Genomic DNA, 17230 nt, shown 5'->3' with positions numbered 1-17230 from the left:
GGATGACAGGGTGTAAGGCTGCTCGGTTGACGGAGTAGGGCCATCTGGGTGCTTGCCGAGGGGGCGGCACTCTGAGCAGTCGAGGGCTGGTAGGAGAACGCGAAGCGTCGTCGGCGACATCCCACCCCTTGGTGTCGCCCCCCTTGCTTCCAGGGAGCGACACCGGCCATGCGGCCCTCAGGCCTGTGGCAACACCCGCATGGCGAGCACAGAGCCGTCCTGGTGGACGGATACGGGGCCGTCCCACTCCGAATCCCAGGCGAGGAGGGGCCAGCTCCTGCGCTGGGCGTGGATCTCCGTGCGGTACTGCTCGACACGGCCTTCCGCGAGGTGGCGGAAGAGATCGTTCGCGACCCCGGAGAATGCCTCGACCCGCGTCCTGTTGAGGCGGAACACATGGTCGGTGCCAACGAAGTCGATGTCGAGGAGCCGTTGGTTCGCGTCCTGGACGCTGTCGGTGGCGGCGTGGGTGGGGTCGGTGAAGTGGCGCTGGCCCTGCCGTTTGGTCAGGTACTGGGCCGTAGCGGCGCCGTCGCCAGCGAAGGCCGTCAGTCCGGCCGCCGCGGTTCGGGCGAGGACCTGCCGGAACCAGGCATAGTGCTCCGGCTGTACATGGAAGCCGAGCTGTGACTCCAGTTTCCGCTCGCCCTCGGCCGGCGGTTGGATGCCCGGGAAGATGTTCGCGTCCTCGAGGCGGTGGTCAAGGCGGGTGCCGGGGGCATCCATCGAGCCGGTCAGTCGGCCACCAGTTCCGCGGGCCTGCAAGGCGTGCACCGTGAGCACGCCCTCAGTGGGGAGTTCCGTACTGAACACGAGGGCCGGTGTCTCGTCCCACGGGCCGATGTGGACCGCCTCGACGTGCGCAGAAGCGGACGCGAGCTGGATGTGAGAGGCTGCGGCATTGCTGTGGTTGCCCTTGCAGGCGATCGGAAGGACCCTCGGCGCCTCTCCGGGCTTCCATATCTCGGCGAAGAACTGTGGCCGGTAGCGGTAGCCGGATCGATGGCCCGAGTCGCGACTGGTCAAAGCCCAGCCTGCCCGCAGTGCGGTGTCCGCGGGGACGATCGAGACCGAGTGGTCCGGGTAGCGGCGGCTCAGGAGCTGCCGGGCAAGGGTCAGGGCGAAGCCGGTTCCAAGTTCTCCGGACTGGATCGCCTTGTAGTAGTCAGCCGTCTCCCGCCCCTCCGCGGAGAGGGTCATGAACGAGTTGATGCTGCCGGCCAGAGCCTGGCTGTATTTCAGGGAACCCCAGTGCTCGGCGAGTCCACGGCTGGCGCCCCGCCGCGAGAGGGCGATGCCTTGGCCGAGGGTGTGTAGCACGTCCCAGGGCGTCAGCTGGACGGTCCGGTCCAGCTCCTTCGCGGGGATGGGCCGGAGCTCGGGCTTTCGCCGGAGCTGGTCGAGTTCCTTCTCCTCGCGTGCCTTGTCATCCTCGGCTGCGGCGTCGTCGACGCTGCCGACCAAGGCCGAACTGGAGTGGATCGAGATGTTCGACGGCTGGACGAGGTCCTTGAGTACGTCAGCGGCTGGCTTCAACCTGTTCCCCCTACGGCTTCCACGGGTCAGACCAACCTCGCAAGCTACGTGCTGCAGGAGGGGCGCACACAGGGCGTATGCGGGCACATGACGATGCAGGTCCCCACCGCCGGGAGTGGCGCGCTGGCAACCGTCTCTCTCAGGGCCGCCTCGCTGGCCTCGGCTGCATCCCGGGAAGTCGCAGGGAACGAGCCATGGCCGGCGGGCGCCCTTACTGACACGCGTCGTCTTGCCCAGACTGCTGCTCGAAGACGAGGAGGAACTGGGTGACAGCACGCAGGAAGCGTCGGTCGGCATCGCGGAAGCGCCGGGAGGCCCGGCTCAAGGCGGGTGCCTGGAGCGGCGTCGCTGCATTGGCGCTGCTCCTGGCGTTCTGGTCGACGATCTGGCCCTATGTGGTGGGAGTGTTGATCCTCGGCGCGGTCGGAGGCGGAGGCTGGTGGCTGTGGAAGACGGATCGCCTGGTCCGGGGGAACGATCGGCGGTGGCGCCACGAGGAAGCCGTCAGGGCGGGCCATAGGACGCTCGCCGAGGTCGACGCGATGGACGGCACGCAGTTCGAGGCCTTCGTGGCCGATCTCTGCCGGCGGGATGGTTGTACGGATGTCCGCCGAGTCGGCGGCACAGGCGACAACGGTGCCGACGTGCGTGGACGGCTGCCCGATGGCCGCACGATGGTGATCCAGTGCAAGCGGTACAACCCGAAGCGGAAGATCTCCAATGGAGAGGTCCGTAACCTCCTCGGCTCGCAGATGCACTTCAAGGCCGAAGTTGCCGTCTTCGTCACCACCGCGTACTTCAGCGGCCCCGCCGAACGCTGTGCCCTGCAGAACGATGTCGTGGCCGTCCACCGTGATCATCTTGGACTGTGGAACAACGGTGCGGCGCTCCCGTCTCTTAAGGCGGTGAATGGCGCCGGTCAGGGCGACCGGCGGCAACGCGCCCTGCGGAAAGAGACGTACGAGTAGCTCCCCCCTGATAGCTGGACTCTGAAGTCAGTCCCAACCAAGAGCGGTCGTAGTTTCACGATGTCAGCTCGGTCAGCGCTGTACACAACAAGGTCGTGTCCTCGATCGCGCGGCGGCATGTCGGGTCGTCGAGGGTGAGGCGCTGTCCGACACGGAGGGGTGTGCGGGGGACGCGGGCCAGGTACTTCGCGTCGACCACGCCTTCGTTGTGCGTGAAGACGTGACGTGCTGCCCAGGCAGCGAGGAGGCGGTCCCAGGTATCCGATGCGAGCGCGGTCCGCACATCCGGAAAGCCGGCGTCGGTGAAGAGCACGGCCATGTCCTCCAACCGCTGGAAGACGTTGCCTTTCCCGCGGAGCCGGGCATCTGCGTCATGCACGGAAGCCTTGAACAGGGAGGACGCCAAGATTTCGACGACCCCCACCACGTTCTCGATGGTGTCCACCCAGTTGTGTGAGAACACTCCCTGCTCACGAAGGGCAGCCTTGACATCTGCGGGAATCGCCTCGAGTGCGTCCAGGCGAGCGGTATCGGCCTGGAGGGCATCGAACGCGACCGACGCCGCCGGCAATTCGCCGCAGACGGGACAGTAGCGGTGCTCGCTGAAGACGGCGTACTTGACCCGGCAGCCAGGACAGGTTCGGATCCGTACCAGGCGCTCCTCGTCGATACCCGGAAGAGGGCTGGGGTAGAAGGGCTTCCCGGGCTTGTAGGAGAAGGACACCGGGCTTCTTCGCGAGCTCTTGCGGGCGAGGCCGCCGAAGATGTCCTGAAGTGACCGGCTGACGATCTGGGTGCCCAGATCCTCGGCGACGCGCAGCAGACGTTCCCGCTGCTGCCTGGTCATGAAGTCTGAATGGCCGCTGTGGTGGCCGCAGTAGACGCACCATAGCGTTAGGTCATCTGGAAGCCGTTCGTAGTCGTCTGCGTCGATACGGAAGGTCATCGTGCAGTGTGGGCACTCGCGGCCGAGGAAACCGTCGTCGTCGGTGGGTACGGTGACCTGGATCTCGAAGGAATCGCCTTGGTGCCCGAGTATGTGGGCACCCTCTGCCATACGGAACTCTTCGTTGTTCCACATGGCTGAATTGTGCCGCTGGGCGCTGACAGTTGGGGTTTTCGTACGCCTCGTCTATGAGATGGCGGAAGCGCAGTAGGCGTTGCGGATGCCGGTCAAGGGCTCGCGGTCGCGGTTGAAACGGAGCTTGTTGGTGAGGAGGACAGCCCATCTGCCCTGCTGCGGGCTGATCCACATGCCGGTGCCCGTGAAGCCGTAGTGGACCCAGATGTCCTGGTTGGGGTCGGTGCCGGGGGCGGGGTGCCAGAAGAGGCCGCGGGCGGGGGTGAGGTCGCCTGTGTGGAGGCGGAGTGAATCCTTGATCCAGGTCGGGCCGAAGGCGGTCTGGGTGGGGGCGAGCATGTGGCGGAGGAAGAGGGCGAGGTCGTCGAGGACCGAGAAGGTGCCGGCGATGCCGCAGACGCCGTCGAGGAGGCGGGCGGAGAAGTCGTGGGCGGTGCCCTTGAGGTGGGTGCCGGTGGTCTCGTCGTACTCGGTGGGGGCGCAGCGGGCCGCCTCGGCATCGGGGAGGGGGCCGAAGCGGGTCTGCGTCATACCCAGGGGGCGCCAGATGCGGTCGGTAGCGAGTTGGTCCAGGGGCTGGCCCGAGAGGTGCTCGGCGAGGTAGCCGAGGACGAGGGCGGCTCGGTCGGTGTACTCGACGGCTTCGCCCGGCGGGCGGTGGAGGGCCTCGTGGAGGACGCCGTCGCGGATGTCCTGGGGGTCGGTGCCGTAGAGGTTCTTCAGGTTGGCGCGCAGCGGCAGGCCAGCGGTGTGCGTGAGCAGGTGGTGGGCCGTGGCCCGGGCTAGGGGGTGGCCTGCGACTTCGTCCCAGAAGGTTCCCAGCGGAGTGTGGAGCTGGAGCTTGCCCTCTTCGACCAGGGTGCCGATCGTCGACCAGACGGCGAGGATCTTGGTGAGGCTGGCCACGTCGAAGACGGTGTCCAGCCGCATCGGCTCGTCCGAGTGGTCGGGGTCCAGGAGGCCGACGGCTCCGCTGGCCTCGATGCCGTCGGCGTTCCCGACCGCCCACACCGCGCCGGGGTAGACCTCGTCGCGTACGCCGGTTTGGAGGAGGTCTTCGATCCGGTCGGTGGTGTGGGTCATGGTCTCCCGATCGTCGTTGGCCCGCGGGTGGTCCGTTGGACAGGTTAGTGACGCGGCCGGGGCGGTGTCGGCTGCGCCACGGGTGGTGTCAGGCGAGCCGCCGGCCGAGGTCGGCGATGGCCGTGGCGGTGGTGCTGAGGGGGAAACGGGCGGCATTGGTGCGGCCGGATGCCCGGAGCATCTCCAGGAGGCCGGGCGTGGTGCGGAGGCGGTGAAGGTCGTGGGCGGCGGTGGTGGGGTTGGTGAAATCGGTGGCCAGGCCGGTGCCGGAGAGGGCTTCGCTGAGTCCGGGGACGGGTTGGTAGAGGACGGGGAGTCCGCAGGCCTGGGCTTCGAGGGCGACGAGGCCCATGGCCTCCAGGGTGGTGGAGGGCACGGCGAGTACGTCGTGGTCGGCGAAGGCCTTCCACAGTTGGGCGCGGCGGAACCAGCCGAGGTAGCGGACGTGGACGCCGAGCTGGCGGACGACCGGGGCGAGGTCGAGGAACTGGGCGCGCGGGGCGGCGATGCTCAGCTCGACCGAGCGGGTGGCCGCGACGGCTTGGAGGAGGGGTTCGAGGCCCTTCTCAGAACTGAGGCGGCCTGCGAAGAGGATCCGCAGGTGGCTGGCGGGACGTCGGGCGGGCCGGGGCGGCGGGCTGGTCAGGAGGCGGTCGGGGACGCCCCAGGGGATCTTCTCGATCTTGCGCCTGTCCGTCTTGGGGGCGAGCTTGAGCAGGCGGTCGGCCATGGCGCCGGTGGGGACGACGATCGCGTCGGCAGCGGAGGCGGTTTCGCGGAGAACGCGTAGCTGCGTGGTGTGGTTCTCGGCGTGCAGGAGGTCGGTGCCGTGGACGAAGGCGATCCGGGGGTGGGCGGGTAGGGCACGCAGGAGGGCGGGGGTGGCGCCGAAGGTCAGGTGGTGCAGGTGCAGCACGCTGATCTGGCGCGGGTCGATGGCGGACGTCATGGCGTGGCGCAGGTTGGTGACGTACCGGCTGAAGGCCTGACCGTCGAGGCACTTGCCGGACGCGTGCAGCAGGTCGATGCCGACCGGAGTGCGGGGTCGGGGGCCGTCGGGGGCGAGCATGAAGGCACGGGCGGGGATTGTCGGCTGGGTGCCGGCGTAGAGGTCGAGGAAGAGTTCGACGCTTCCGCCGGGGCTGGGGAACGGCAGGTCGAGAGCGGTGGCGACGATGCGGTTCACCGGCGGCCTCCGGGGTTCTCCTCGTAGAGGCGGGACGTCTCGATGCCCTCGCTGGTGCGGTACTTGAGGCCGTGTTGCTGGTAGCTGGCCGGGGAGCCGTGCGTGCGGAGGAAGACGAGCTTGCCGAAGGTCATGCCGGGCCGGACGCGTACGGGGCGGGTGGCTCGGATCTCCAGGGTCCAGCGGATCGCGTGGCCCGTGTGCCCGAGCGGGGCGGAGACGTGGACCCAGATGCCGAGGGAACCGGTGGTCCGGTCGCCGTTGAGGAGCTGGGCGTAGGCCTCGGAGCCCGTGCGCTCCAGGGTGTGGCCGAGGTAGAGGTGGCCGGGCTCCAGGACGTAGCCGTCGTCGGGGAGGGTGAGTTCGGAGAAGGCGGTGGTACTGGCGGCGTCGAGGTCGCCCTCGCAGACGCGGAGCGTGCTGCCCAGGCGCCAGTCGTACGCGTTGGGGGACAGGCGGTCCGGGTCGTACGGGTCGATGGTGATGCGGCCCGACTCGTGGGCGGCGGCGATGGCCGGTCCGGTGAGGATCACGAGGTCACCGCCGTGGCGTCGAGGTCGCGCCAGTACGAGGAGGGCTGGGGCCCGGAGGCCGCCTGGTACTTGCCCTCGTACAGGTCGATGGCGCCCTCGGAGACGAAGAACATGATCTGCCCGATCTTCATCCCGGCGTAGACGCGCACGGGGCGGGTCGGGGTGAGCATCAGCGTCCACTGGCCGTGGAAGCCGATGTCACCGATGGGTGCGGTGATCTCTACGAAGAGCCCCAGTCGGCCGACGGAGGACCGGCCGAAGAGCAGGGGGACGAAGAGGTCGGATCCCACTTCCTCCAAGGTGTGGCCGAGGTACAGCTCGCCGGGCTGCAGGACGTGGCCGCCGTCGCCGATCTCTGTGCGGCGGGTGGGGTTCGGCCGGTGGGCGTCGAGTTCCTCGTTGGTGTAGGTGAGCAGGGTCCCGCCCAGGCGGACGTTGTAGCTGTTCGGGTTGACCTGGGTCGGCATGAAGGGGGAGATGCGCAGCCGTCCGTCCTTCGAGGCGGAGGCGATCTCGGGTCCGGTGAGGATCACTGGTCGTGTCCGTTGGTCAGGATGCTCCTGATTGCCGAGCCGAGGTTGAGGCCGACGGGGTGGGATCGGCTGTCCAGACAGGTGTCGGCGAGGTAGTCGGTGGTCAGCACGCTCGTCAGACCGGCGGGGAGCGGATCGGGGAAGGCGATCAAGGGTCCCGCCCGCTCGGTGAGGTGAGTCAGCAGGGCAGTGGGGTCGTTGCGGAAGGTCGGCGCGACCTGAGCCTCGACCAGGCTGTTGTCGAACGGCTCGATGGCCAGCAGGTCTCCCACGGTGAGGACTGCGCCCAGTGGCGTCGTGCGCACGGCGGTCTCGTTGAGGACGACCGCCTCGCTGCCCAGTCCGCTGCACAGACGGCCGGCCAGTTCGCGGAGCAGGGCGTGGCGGTCGAGAGGTTTGTTCCGATAGGGCGCGACGAGACGACCCAGCGGCTCGGCCAGTTGTGCGTCGATGGAGGCGATCTGTTCACGGACGGAGGCCAGCTCGGTCGGCAGGACGGATCCCGAGGTGTCGGGGAAACTAGCGGTCCGTCCGACCCAGCCTTCGGGGGAGCGCTCGGCGACTGCGTAGCCGACGGCGAGTTCCTGGCCCTTGAGCACGAGGGTGCTGCCGACCCGTTCGGGTCCGGTGTGTTCGCTGTGGCAGTGGCCGGCGAAGACCACGTCCAGGAAGGGGCACGCCTCGGCGAGTTGGAGGTCCTGCTCGAAGCCGGAGTGGCTGAGGAGGACCCAGGAGTCGACCTTGTGGTGGTGCGCGAGCATCAGTTCGCGCAGAGTCTGGACGGGGTCGGTGACGCGGTGGGCGGACCGCTGCCCGGCCGGGATCGAGTTGAACGCCTGCAGGCCGATCACGGCCGTGACGGCGGTCCTTCGGCCCGCGATGTCCACGATGTGCAGACGTCGGAAGAGCGCGTGGCCGGTGGAGTCCTCGACGACGTTGGCGCATACGGTCCGCTGGCGGAGGCCAGCCTCGAAGTAGTGCGGCCAGCCGTGGTTCCCGGGAGCGACGACGTCGTACAGGGCGAGCAGGATGTCCTGTTCGAGCTGGCCCCGGCCGCGGCGGTAGTACCCGGTGCCCTCGAGGAAGTCGCCGCAGTCCACCAGCAGGCTGTCTGCGCGTGCCTGGTGGAGGTGCCCGAGCAGCGGGCCGCCGGCGCCGAGCGTGGAGTGGATGTCGGTGGTGGCCATGATCTGTCGTAGGGGACGGGCGGTGGTCATGGCGCGACCTCGCAGATGTCGGCGCCGAGGTGAAGGAGCTTGCCGGGCAGGTCGGCGTGGCCGCGGCGGAGCTGGTCGACTTCGCCGAGGGTGGTGATTCCGCGGGCGGTCAGCGCGGCGACCATGAGCGCGGAGCCGGTGCGGATGTCGGTGGCCTCGACCCCGGCTCCGGTGAGGCGTTGCGGGCCGGTCAGCCGGCATTCAGTGGGGGAGATCTCCTCGATCTCCGCGCCGAGCCGGGCCAGCTGGGGCAGCAGGTTCCCGTGGCGGCCGGGGTTGATGGAGTCGGCGAACAGGTGTGTGCCGGGCTGGCCGAGAGCCAGTGCCATCAGGGGAGGTTCGAAGTCGGCGTCCAGGCCGCCGGTGGCGAGCGTGGCGATGGCGCGAAGGGGACGGCCCGTCGGCCGGGCGGCGCTCCCGTCGACCAGGAGGACGTCCTCCCGTACCGCGGTGGGGATGCCCAGCCGTTGCAGGGCTGCCTGCAACGGCACCACATCCCGACCTTGGACGCCCTCGATGCGCGCGGTCCCACCGGTGGCGGCGACGGCGCAGGCCAGGGTGCCTGCCTCGATCTTGTCGCCCGGAACGCGCCAGGCCGGCATCTGGGCCGGTGAAGCCGCTGCCGGGCTCAGGTCCAGGACCTGTTCGCCGGCTCGGGCCTCCCATCCCGCCGAGCGCAGGGCGTCCAGCACGGTGAGGACTTCCGGCGACAGGTTCGGCCGACCGAGGCGCAGCGCACGGCCCGCGACGACCGTACGCAGGACGGCGACGACCGTCGCACCGCGCGACCGGAACGGCAACGTGTGGGAGACCGTTCCGGTGGCGGGTCGACCGGCCTCGACGTCATAGCCCTCGTCATGGACGGTTACGCGGTCGCCGAACGCCTCGTACACCTTGAAGTGCAGGTCCATGCCGCGCTCCCCGATCCGGCATCCCCCGGGCCAGGGCAGCCGGGCGTTCCCCTGGAGGGCAAGGAGTGCGGGCACCAGGTAGTACGACGCGCGGATCCGGGCGGCCGGGGCCAGGTCGAGTTCCGCGGGTACGACGTCAGGGGGCATGATCACCACGCTGTCGGGCCGTCCCACGGCCCGGGCGACGTGCCAGCCCGCCCCTTGGATCAAGGTGAGCATCCAGTGGACGTCGGCGCTGGCGGGGACGTTCTCCAGCTGGATGGTCCGGCGCACGGCTGCTGTGGCGGCCAGCAGCGGCAGGGCGGCGTTCTTGGAGCCGTCGACGGTGACCGAACCGGAGAGGGGGCTCCCCGGACGTACGGCGATGACCTCCGCGCTCGTCGCAAGAGCTCGATGGGGTGCCATGCGTTCAACTCCTTTGCAGGGAAGGTTGCGTGATGGATGGCGTGACCGAGGTGGGTACGGACAGATCGAGCTCGGCCCAGCAGGACTTGCCGCCGGCGCTGTGGTCGACGCCGTGCCGGTCGGCGAGTGCGTCGATGATCAGCAGCCCGCGGCCGTCCTCGGCGTCCGTCCGGGGTGGGCGTGCGTGGGGGAGGGCGGAGCTTCGGTCGCGGACCTCGAAGCGCAGTCGGCTTCCGCGCAGGCGAGCGGTCACGGAAGCGGCTCCGTTTCCCGCGTGCTGAACGGCGTTCGCCAGCAGTTCGCCGGCCACGGCTTCTGCTACGTACATGCCGTCGGTGCCGATGACCGTTCGCCAGCCTCTGATCTCGTTCATCACCTGGTGCCGGGCGCGAGCGGCGCCCTCGGGCGTACTCGTGACGGTCAGCGTGACCTCGTGCACTTCCATGACCAGCCTCCTGGAGGGGTGCGGTTCCACCAGGCAAGCGGGTCAGGAGGCAGCGGCGCGATGTGCCGCGCAGCCCCTGCATCGTTCATGCACGTTGTGCATGGTGGACAAGTTCCGTGCAGCTAGGCTCGGTTGAGCAGGCAGGATCGGTCTCGGCAGAAGGGGCCGTGGCGGAGATGGTCGACACGCAGGGCGAGGCGCACCGGATCGGTGAACTGATCCGCCGGGCTCGGGTCTTACAGGGCCGCTCACAAGCGGACGTGGCCCGCGAGCTCGGATACCACCAGTCGAAGATCAGCCGACTGGAGGGCGGACGCGGAACGGACGACATCCGGGTTCTGCGCGACGTCGCCCGCATCCTGCGCATTCCCCCGGCCCGACTCGGTCTGGCGGAGGCCGCCCCGGAAGCCGATCCCCACGATCCGGAGACAGAGGAAATGCTGCGCCGCCGTACCTTCCTTGCCGCCAGCGTCACCGCGCTCACAGCCTCGGTCGCGCCGACGGCTGCGCACCCCGCGCTCGTCCAGGCGCTCCTGCCCGGGACGCCGACGGCTCCGACGACGGAAGCACCGGAGTCCGGGGAACTACGAAACCGGGCCACGGCCATCCGGCGCCTCTGGAGCACGTGCGACTACGCGGAGCTGGAGCGGACCCTTCCCGGCCTGATCACCGATCTTCGCCGCTGCATCGCCGACTCCCCGCAGGCTGAGGAGCTTCCCCGCTTCCTGGCCACGGCCTACCAGACCTCGGCCAGCCTCCTGCTGAAGCAGGGAGACCCCGGCACGGCGTGGCTCGCCGTCGGGCGCGCGATGGCCGAGGCCGAACGCTCGGGTGATCCGCTCGTCCTCGCTGCCAGCGTCCGCCTCCATGCGCACGTCCTGGTCCGCGAACACCACGCCGGCCAGGCCGTCACGCTGATCAAGCACACAGCTTCACAACTCGCCGGTGCGTACGACCGGCAGCCCCACCACCACCTCTCCGTGCTCGGGTTGCTGCTACTGCGCGGAGTCACGGCTGCCAGCAGGGCCGGGGACCGCGCTGCCACCGCAGAGTTCCTGGCCGAGGCCAAGGAGGTGGCGAAGTACGTCGCCCTGGACCACCCCGACGCCTGGGCCAACTTCAGCCCCACCAACGTGGCCCTCCACGAGGTCAGCGCGGCCGTGTCCTTCGGCGACGCGGGCGTCGCCATCGACATCGCCCGTCCGCTCATGCGCCGCCACATCCCGGTTCCCGAGCGCCGGGCCGCCCTATGGGTGGAAGCCGCCCGTGCCTACGCGCAGCAGGGCCGCCTCGCCGACGGCTACCAGGCCCTGCGGATCGCGGAGACCTGCGCAGCCCAGGAGATACGACGCCCAGCCGTCCGGGACCTGGTCGCCGACATGGCAGCGCGCGACCGTCGGCGTACGCTGCCAGAGCTCCACCACTTCAGCCGCCGACTGGGAGTACCCGCGTGACCGAGCCGCAGCGCAAGCCCTTCCTGTACGTCGTCGTCTGCGCGGCCGGGATCGCGGGCGACGTCGGCAAGCTGATCGACGCCGCGCACGAGCGGAACTGGGACGTCGGCGTCGTCGCCACCCCACAGGCGCTTCCCTTCCTCGATGTCGCCGCGATCGAGGAGCGGACCCGTTACCCCGTCCGCTCCGCCTGGCGCGCGCCCGGGGACGCACGGTCCTTCCCACCCGCCGATGCGATCGCCGTAGCCCCGGCCACCTTCAACACGGTCAACAAGTGGGCGGCAGGCTTCGCGGACAACCTCGCCCTCGGCATCCTCTGCGAGGCGCCGGGCATGGGCACCCCCACCGCCGTCCTGCCCTACGTGAACACCGCCCTCGCAGCCCACCGCGCGTACCAACGCAGCCTCGCCGAGCTGCGTGAGATGGGCGTCCTGGTCGGGAGCTACGATCCACACCGTCCGAAGTCCGGCGGTGGCGCCGACCGCTTCCGCTGGGAGGAAGCCGTTGACCTCCTGGCTCCGTTGCTGGCGGCAGCGGCCGCCCACCACTGATCCTGCGACTGCCAGTGGGTATGGCCTGTCGGCCTTGCACATCGCGAATGCCTGCGACCGGTGACCGGGAGGTACCTGGTCACCGGCCGCAGGCTGCTGTTCCGGGCCCGTCAGTCCTCGTAGGAGAGGTAGATGCCGCCGTCCGGAGCGGCTATGGCGCACAGGCGCTCGTACTCGGCGCGGTCTTCCTCGGTCATGTGCGGGAGTACGTCCATGACCATGCGGGCTTCGGGGTGCCGGGCGAAGTACGAGAACAGGAGCTCGGTGAGGGCCTCCACGGCGGTGCCCTGTTCGAGGGCAGCCGCAGCGTTGCGGGCACTCAGGGCGGCTGTGGCTTCGAGTTCGGCGTGCGTGGCCTGGAGGGCGGTCGCCTGTTCGGCTCGGGTGAAGGGGCGCCCGTCACGGTGGGACCAGGTGCTGGTGTCGGGCCGGTGCTTGAAGTCCGAGTCCATCAGCAGGGCGATGACTTCGATGCGCAGTTCGGTTTCGGGCATGCGGAGGTTCCTTTACGGGACGGGGTTGGTGGTGATGTTTTCAATGCTCCGGAAAATCCCCGGTTTGGCTGACCGGGGATCGTCGGCTATGTAGGGAAGGACGCGTTCTGCCGTCAGCGCCGGCGGGCGGCGCTGTTCGCGGCCTTCAGAGCCGGTTGTGTGGTCGGCATGTGCCGGGGGAGTGATGCCGCGGGATCGGCAGGCAGGTACGCGAGACGGCGGAGACGCCAGACGAGGACGTCGCTGACGGAGGTGGCGCTGTCCAGCTCCCGGTGCCGCGTGGCCTCTGCGAGGAGGTGGGCCGGGTTGTGGCCTGCGGCCTGGGTATCGGCGAGGGTCGCTGCCAGGGCGGGCCAGCCCGGCTCGGCCAGAACTTGTTCGGCAATCTCGGGCAGCGCCTGGCGTAGGACGGCTGCCTGTCGTCGCTGCAGTGGCAGGGAGCGGCCTCGCTGGTGGAGCACGGACATCGGCTGGGCGGCCGCGATCTCGTAGGCGGCGCGCAGGTGTTCGGCAGCTTGATGGGCGGCTTCGGCTTGCTGGGCGTGGTGCTTCCTGGCGTGCCACTTCGCCGCCGCGGTGACGAGGAAGAACGCGGTGTCGATGAGCATGGCGGTGGTGGCGCCGTCCTCTCCGCGACCGAGGGCCGGTCCGCTGTGGACGAGGTCGTACGCGGCCTGGCGCAGGGCGTGGTCGTGCCCGCGTACGGCGCGGATGTGGGAGCGCGAGGCCCGCTCGAACGCGAAGGCTGCATCACGGAGTTCTCGTCGGGTGTGGGCGGCGGAGGTGTCGGCGAGCGCGTCGAGGACCTCGCCGGCGGCGGCGATCTGGGCTGCTGCCGTGCCGTCGTCACCGCGATCGATGAGCAGCAGTGACTGCCAGGTCGCTGCGGTGGCGCGGCGGCGCGCGTACGCCGGGCCGGTCACCGGCGGGAGAACGGGCTGCTCCGGTGAGACGCCCTCGTCCGAGGAGGGTTCTGCCAGCAGGATCCAGCGTTCGCGGATGCGGGGCAGGGAGAGGTCGGGGGCGAGCTTGGATCCCGAGTAGAAGACGGGCTCGCCGTGCTTGTTTCGGTCGTCGGGCAGGGCCACGGTGTAGCCGAGGAGGTCCCCGGACGGTGCCACGCGCTGCTTTACGAGGACACCGGCATGGGTGAGGCGGCCGAAGAACTCCTCCTCGCTCCGGGCACCGGCCGCCGCGCGTCGGACGCTCTCGCGCAGTTCCTCCCTCGGGGTGCGTTCCCCCTGGTGGCGGTCGGCTTTGTGGCGCTCGGCGCTGGTGGGGCGCTGGGCTGCGGTTCCGTCACCGGTGTTGAGGCGGCGCAGGCCGTAGTCGGCCTCGATGAGACGGGCTTCGGCCTGGGAGCGCTTGGCTTCGTTGTGGCGGCGGGGCCGGCGGCCGTCCTCGCGGACGGTGGTGGCGATGATGTGGATGTGGTCGTCGGCGTGCCGGACGGCTGCCCAGCGACAGGCGGCGGTGTCGCCCTCGGGGGCTATGCCGGTGGCGGCAACCATCCGGCGGGCGATGTCGTCCCACTGTTCGTCGGCGAGGATCGGGTCCTCGGGCGCGGCACGTACGGACAGGTGCCACACGTGCTCGGTGGGGCGCCGCGACTTAGGAAGGGCTTCGACGGGCTGGTCGAGGAGCCTTTGCAGGTCCGCGTAAGTGGCTTTCGGGTTCCGTCCGGGGTCGGGGGCGAGGCTGTCCCAGGCCGCCACGAGGTGCGGGTCGGTGTGTTCCTCGTGGGTGCCGGGGCCGTAGAGGTAGCGGATCAGGCCGATGGTGCGGGTGCCCATCTTGTGGATGCGGGGGATCATCCGGTGGGAGTCTCCGTCTCTACGTAGCGCTGGGTGAAGTCGTCCACGCGCTCGGCGGTCCGCTGGACGGCGTCGAGGACCGCCTTGGCGTGTGGGGCGTCGGCGCCGGAGTTCAGGACGGTGGCGACCTGGTTGAGGTTGTTGCCGATCAGGCCGAGAGCCCGGCGCAGCGCGAACAGCTCCCTGACCATGTCCCGGTGGGTGGCGATCTCGGCTTCGGTGTGGTCGAGGTCGCGGGCAGCCTTCAGAGCGGTGTGGGCGAGGAAGCCGGCGATGCTCATGTGACAGGCAGACGCGGCGTGGGTGAGGAGCTGGAACTCGTCGTCGTTCATGCGGCAGCTGGGCTGATGTATGCGCTTCTTCTCGGCGAGCAGGCGTTCACGCTGGCGCGCGTGCGATGTCGTGGGGGTGGTGTGCGTGCAACGGGGTGTGTGGCAGGTGTGTTGTCCCTCCGATTCGTGGTGCGATCCGGCCTTGGCCGCGTCCCGAAGGACCGGCACCCCCTGGTGCCGGTCTGCTCCCGCCACCCCTGGGGCGGGGGAGCCCAGAGCAGTGCTCCCGACGGGAGCAATGCTCTGGGTACAACTTGCTCCTCCTGAGGCTGGAAGCGAGGGCATGTGCTCGTCGTGGCTGGGACCGTCGTGCGGTGGGTTGTGCATGCATGTCCTTGAAGCGGTAGAGGCTGGTTGTGTGAAGGGGCTGTTGGGCGGGGTCGACCGGTTGGGGACCGCTCGCTCGTGACGCGAGACGCTGCCGGTGCTGTCCGGGGACCGGGCGGGGACGGTCCCCCCGTTTCGGGGAGGCGCTCGGTCCCCGGCGGCAGGGGCGTGGGGGACCGGTCCCGTCTCGGTCCCCGTAGTCGTGGGTGGGGACGGTCCCCGACGTGGTGACCTGACGGTCCCCGAACCGCCGCAGGGTGGTCCCGGATGGTGGGGACCGTGGGGACGGTCCCCACTGAGTCGGGGGACGTCAGGCGGGGGTGACCTGCGGAAACAGAGTTGGGGACCGGTCCCCGTGGTGGCCGGCGCGCGCAACGCAATCAGGGGACGGTCCCCGATCGACTGCTGTCGGTTCCCTCCCGGGGGAGGGCGCTGTCAGGCGGGGACCGGGGCCAGGTTGGGGACCGTGACAGGGACGGGGACCGGGATGGGACGGTCCCCGAACGGCTCGGGTCAGTGGTTCGGTCCCCACGATGACGGGGACCGACCTGGGTGGGGACCGTGGGGGTCAGGAGCCCGAGGGCTGGGCGCGTCGGCGGTCCGGGCCGGTGAGGATGACGCGGGTGGTCATCTCTGCCAGGCGGGAGGCGACGCGGTCTCCGACTGCGTTGCGGAGTTCCGCGATCGGCAGGTTGGTGGTGATCAGGGTCGGGAGCATCTCGGTGTAGCGGCGGTTGATCAGCCGGTACGTCAGCTCCTCCGTCCAATCGGACTGCTTGGCCGCGCCGAGGTCGTCCAGGATCAGCAGCGGGCACCGGCCGAGCTCCTGGATTTCCCGTTCGGGGTCGTGGCTGGGGCGGGGTCGGAGCTGGGCGTAGAGGTCGGCGGAGGTGACCGCCTGCCAGCGCAGGCGGACTCCGGCGGCCAGCAGCGAGCGGACGGCTCCGTACGCCTGGTGGGTCTTGCCGATGCCGGTGGGCCCGGCGATCAGCAGCGAGGGGCCGTAGGCGATGCCCCGGGTCCCGGCCGGTCCGTTCCGTCCGGCGTGGGTGACCGCCTCCACCCAGCCCAGGACTTCGGGTTGGGTGGCGAGTGCTTCGCGGTAGCGGGGCGGGATGCGACGATCGGCGAGTTCAAGGGCGGTCACCGGCTCCATCGTGGGCCCGGCGGGGGCGGCGTCGGGGTCGATGCCCTTGGCGGCGAGGATGGCCTGGAGACGGGCTGCCAGGGCGCCAGCACGCTGGGGTTCGCGGATCGCGGTGGTCACAGCTGGCCTCCGTAAGCGGCCTCGGCGTCAACGGGGTTGGTGTAAGGCTGAGGGGTTCGGCGCGCGCCAGCAGCGGCCTGCGGCGGGTTCATGGCCTCGTTGACCAAGCTGGGCAGCAGGCTCGGGTAGAGGCTCTTGAGGCGCATGCGGTCGACCCCGGCTCGGATGTGGTCCGGGTCGATGCCTTCGTGCAGCAACTTGCTGATCTCCCGGCCGACATGGCCCAAGACCTTCTCCGGAGGACGCTTCCCGCACGCGGCGGCGTACTCGGCGACCAGTTGCTGGGCCGTTGCGGTCTGCGGTGTGGCGGAGGCGCTCGCGCCTCCCAACGGAGATCCTAGATCCATGATCCTAGGTCCTAGATCCGGACCGTGAGGGCTCGGCGCAGGCTCCCGCACTTCCTGCTGATGCTCCACGGAGGGCTCACTGAACCCGTTCTGACCTGCGGATACGGGGACCATCGAAGCGGCATGAGGTGTGGGTACGAGCTCCGGGGCGGGTGCCTGATGGTGCACGGACGCCTCACGGAGCCCTACCTGCGCCAGCGGTGAAGTCAGGGGTACCCGGCCGCCGTCGTGGTAGGGGCAGTTCGGGTGCCGGACACCGCTGGGGCGGTTGACCTTCTGGTGCTTGGAGAAGGTCACGATGTGCAGGTACCGCTTGCCGTCCTCGCCTTCGTACCGGCAGATGAGTTCATTGCCGGCGAGCTGGGTGAGGTCGTCCTCGACCTCGATCGGGCCGTGTTCGGGGCGCAGGGACCACAAGAGGCCTGCGATGACGGCGGACTGGTCACGGAACCGGCCGTGGTCGTCGGCCTGGGTGAGCAGACCGAAGAACGTCCGCTCCGCGGTGATGCTGACGGCGGCCAGCGATTCGGAGCTGAAGGCTTCCGGCTTGATGGTGCGGATGCGTGCCATGCCTATCGCCCCGCCTTCGTCTGCTGCTGGGACGGCGACGCCATGGTGGGCGCAGGTGTGCGGACGGCTGCTTCGGCCGTACTGTTGGGCATAGACGTTCCTCAGATCCGTTCAGGAGTGGGCGGTTTGGACAAGGGACTCCCATCGGCTCTCGGCGCTGCAACGCTGGGAGCCGA

At 69.7% G+C, this 17230-nt stretch carries 17 protein-coding genes; 3 read left to right on the top strand and 14 right to left on the bottom strand.

Going from position 1 to position 17230, the window contains the following annotated elements; translation table 11 throughout:
• Positions 1 to 177 precede the first annotated feature (177 nt).
• Positions 178 to 1536, bottom strand: a complete 1359-nt coding sequence (locus ACIA8F_RS10160) for a hypothetical protein (RefSeq protein WP_399377814.1) — start codon at positions 1534 to 1536, stop codon at positions 178 to 180.
• Between the two features lie 266 nt (positions 1537 to 1802).
• On the opposite strand from ACIA8F_RS10160, the gene ACIA8F_RS10155 reads away from it, so the two are divergent.
• Positions 1803 to 2504 carry a restriction endonuclease gene (locus ACIA8F_RS10155; RefSeq protein ID WP_399377813.1) on the top strand — a complete coding sequence of 234 codons (702 nt, stop codon included), beginning with the start codon at positions 1803 to 1805 and terminating at the stop codon, positions 2502 to 2504.
• A 55-nt stretch (positions 2505 to 2559) separates the two neighbouring features.
• On the opposite strand, the gene ACIA8F_RS10150 is transcribed toward ACIA8F_RS10155, so the two are convergent.
• The 8 genes from ACIA8F_RS10150 to ACIA8F_RS10115 form a co-directional block, all read right to left on the bottom strand.
• Positions 2560 to 3585 (bottom strand): hypothetical protein, encoded by a 1026-nt coding sequence (locus tag ACIA8F_RS10150; protein ID WP_399377812.1) that lies wholly within the window; start codon positions 3583 to 3585, stop codon positions 2560 to 2562.
• A gap of 51 nt (positions 3586 to 3636) precedes the next feature.
• Positions 3637 to 4668, bottom strand: coding sequence for a serine hydrolase domain-containing protein (locus ACIA8F_RS10145; protein ID WP_399377811.1), 1032 nt, complete (start codon positions 4666 to 4668; stop codon positions 3637 to 3639).
• An 88-nt stretch (positions 4669 to 4756) separates the two neighbouring features.
• Positions 4757 to 5854, bottom strand: coding sequence for a glycosyltransferase family 4 protein (locus ACIA8F_RS10140; protein ID WP_399377810.1), 1098 nt, complete (start codon positions 5852 to 5854; stop codon positions 4757 to 4759).
• Positions 5851 to 6387, bottom strand: a complete 537-nt coding sequence (locus ACIA8F_RS10135) for a dCTP deaminase domain-containing protein (protein WP_399377809.1) — start codon at positions 6385 to 6387, stop codon at positions 5851 to 5853. Before ACIA8F_RS10135 ends, ACIA8F_RS10140 begins: the two co-directional genes overlap by 4 nt.
• Positions 6384 to 6920 carry a dCTP deaminase gene (gene dcd, locus ACIA8F_RS10130; protein ID WP_399377808.1) on the bottom strand — a complete coding sequence of 179 codons (537 nt, stop codon included), beginning with the start codon at positions 6918 to 6920 and terminating at the stop codon, positions 6384 to 6386. The genes ACIA8F_RS10135 and dcd overlap by 4 nt, the downstream gene beginning before the upstream one ends.
• Positions 6917 to 8137 carry a bifunctional metallophosphatase/5'-nucleotidase gene (locus ACIA8F_RS10125; protein ID WP_399377807.1) on the bottom strand — a complete coding sequence of 407 codons (1221 nt, stop codon included), beginning with the start codon at positions 8135 to 8137 and terminating at the stop codon, positions 6917 to 6919. Before ACIA8F_RS10125 ends, dcd begins: the two co-directional genes overlap by 4 nt.
• Positions 8134 to 9453, bottom strand: a complete 1320-nt coding sequence (locus tag ACIA8F_RS10120; protein ID WP_399377806.1) for a UDP-N-acetylglucosamine 1-carboxyvinyltransferase — start codon at positions 9451 to 9453, stop codon at positions 8134 to 8136. The genes ACIA8F_RS10125 and ACIA8F_RS10120 overlap by 4 nt, the downstream gene beginning before the upstream one ends.
• Positions 9454 to 9457: 4 nt before the next feature.
• Positions 9458 to 9898 (bottom strand): ATP-binding protein, encoded by a 441-nt coding sequence (locus ACIA8F_RS10115; RefSeq protein ID WP_399377805.1) that lies wholly within the window; start codon positions 9896 to 9898, stop codon positions 9458 to 9460.
• Between the two features lie 176 nt (positions 9899 to 10074).
• On the opposite strand from ACIA8F_RS10115, the gene ACIA8F_RS10110 reads away from it, so the two are divergent.
• Positions 10075 to 11352 carry a helix-turn-helix domain-containing protein gene (locus ACIA8F_RS10110; RefSeq protein ID WP_399377872.1) on the top strand — a complete coding sequence of 426 codons (1278 nt, stop codon included), beginning with the start codon at positions 10075 to 10077 and terminating at the stop codon, positions 11350 to 11352.
• Positions 11349 to 11903, top strand: coding sequence for a flavoprotein (locus tag ACIA8F_RS10105; RefSeq protein WP_399377804.1), 555 nt, complete (start codon positions 11349 to 11351; stop codon positions 11901 to 11903). Before ACIA8F_RS10110 ends, ACIA8F_RS10105 begins: the two co-directional genes overlap by 4 nt.
• A 110-nt stretch (positions 11904 to 12013) precedes the next feature.
• Here ACIA8F_RS10105 and ACIA8F_RS10100 read toward each other — a convergent pair whose 3' ends face one another.
• The 5 genes from ACIA8F_RS10100 to ACIA8F_RS10080 form a co-directional block, all read right to left on the bottom strand.
• Entirely contained in the window at positions 12014 to 12397 is a 384-nt protein-coding gene (locus ACIA8F_RS10100; RefSeq protein WP_399377803.1) for a hypothetical protein, read from the bottom strand.
• A gap of 113 nt (positions 12398 to 12510) precedes the next feature.
• Complete coding sequence (locus tag ACIA8F_RS10095; protein ID WP_399377802.1) at positions 12511 to 14211, bottom strand: relaxase/mobilization nuclease domain-containing protein; 1701 nt, start codon at positions 14209 to 14211, stop codon at positions 12511 to 12513.
• Positions 14208 to 14564, bottom strand: coding sequence for a plasmid mobilization protein (locus ACIA8F_RS10090; RefSeq protein WP_399377871.1), 357 nt, complete (start codon positions 14562 to 14564; stop codon positions 14208 to 14210). Before ACIA8F_RS10090 ends, ACIA8F_RS10095 begins: the two co-directional genes overlap by 4 nt.
• An 874-nt stretch (positions 14565 to 15438) precedes the next feature.
• Positions 15439 to 16137 (bottom strand): ATP-binding protein, encoded by a 699-nt coding sequence (locus ACIA8F_RS10085; protein WP_399377801.1) that lies wholly within the window; start codon positions 16135 to 16137, stop codon positions 15439 to 15441.
• Complete coding sequence (locus ACIA8F_RS10080; RefSeq protein WP_399377800.1) at positions 16134 to 17054, bottom strand: hypothetical protein; 921 nt, start codon at positions 17052 to 17054, stop codon at positions 16134 to 16136. Before ACIA8F_RS10080 ends, ACIA8F_RS10085 begins: the two co-directional genes overlap by 4 nt.
• Positions 17055 to 17230 lie beyond the last annotated feature (176 nt).

The sequence above is a fragment of the Streptomyces sp. NPDC051563 genome (assembly GCF_044454225.1).
Taxonomy (GTDB): Bacteria; Actinomycetota; Actinomycetes; order Streptomycetales; family Streptomycetaceae; genus Streptomyces.
Note: the sequence above shows the minus strand (reverse complement) of the source record. Positions and strands in the feature narration are given on the sequence as shown.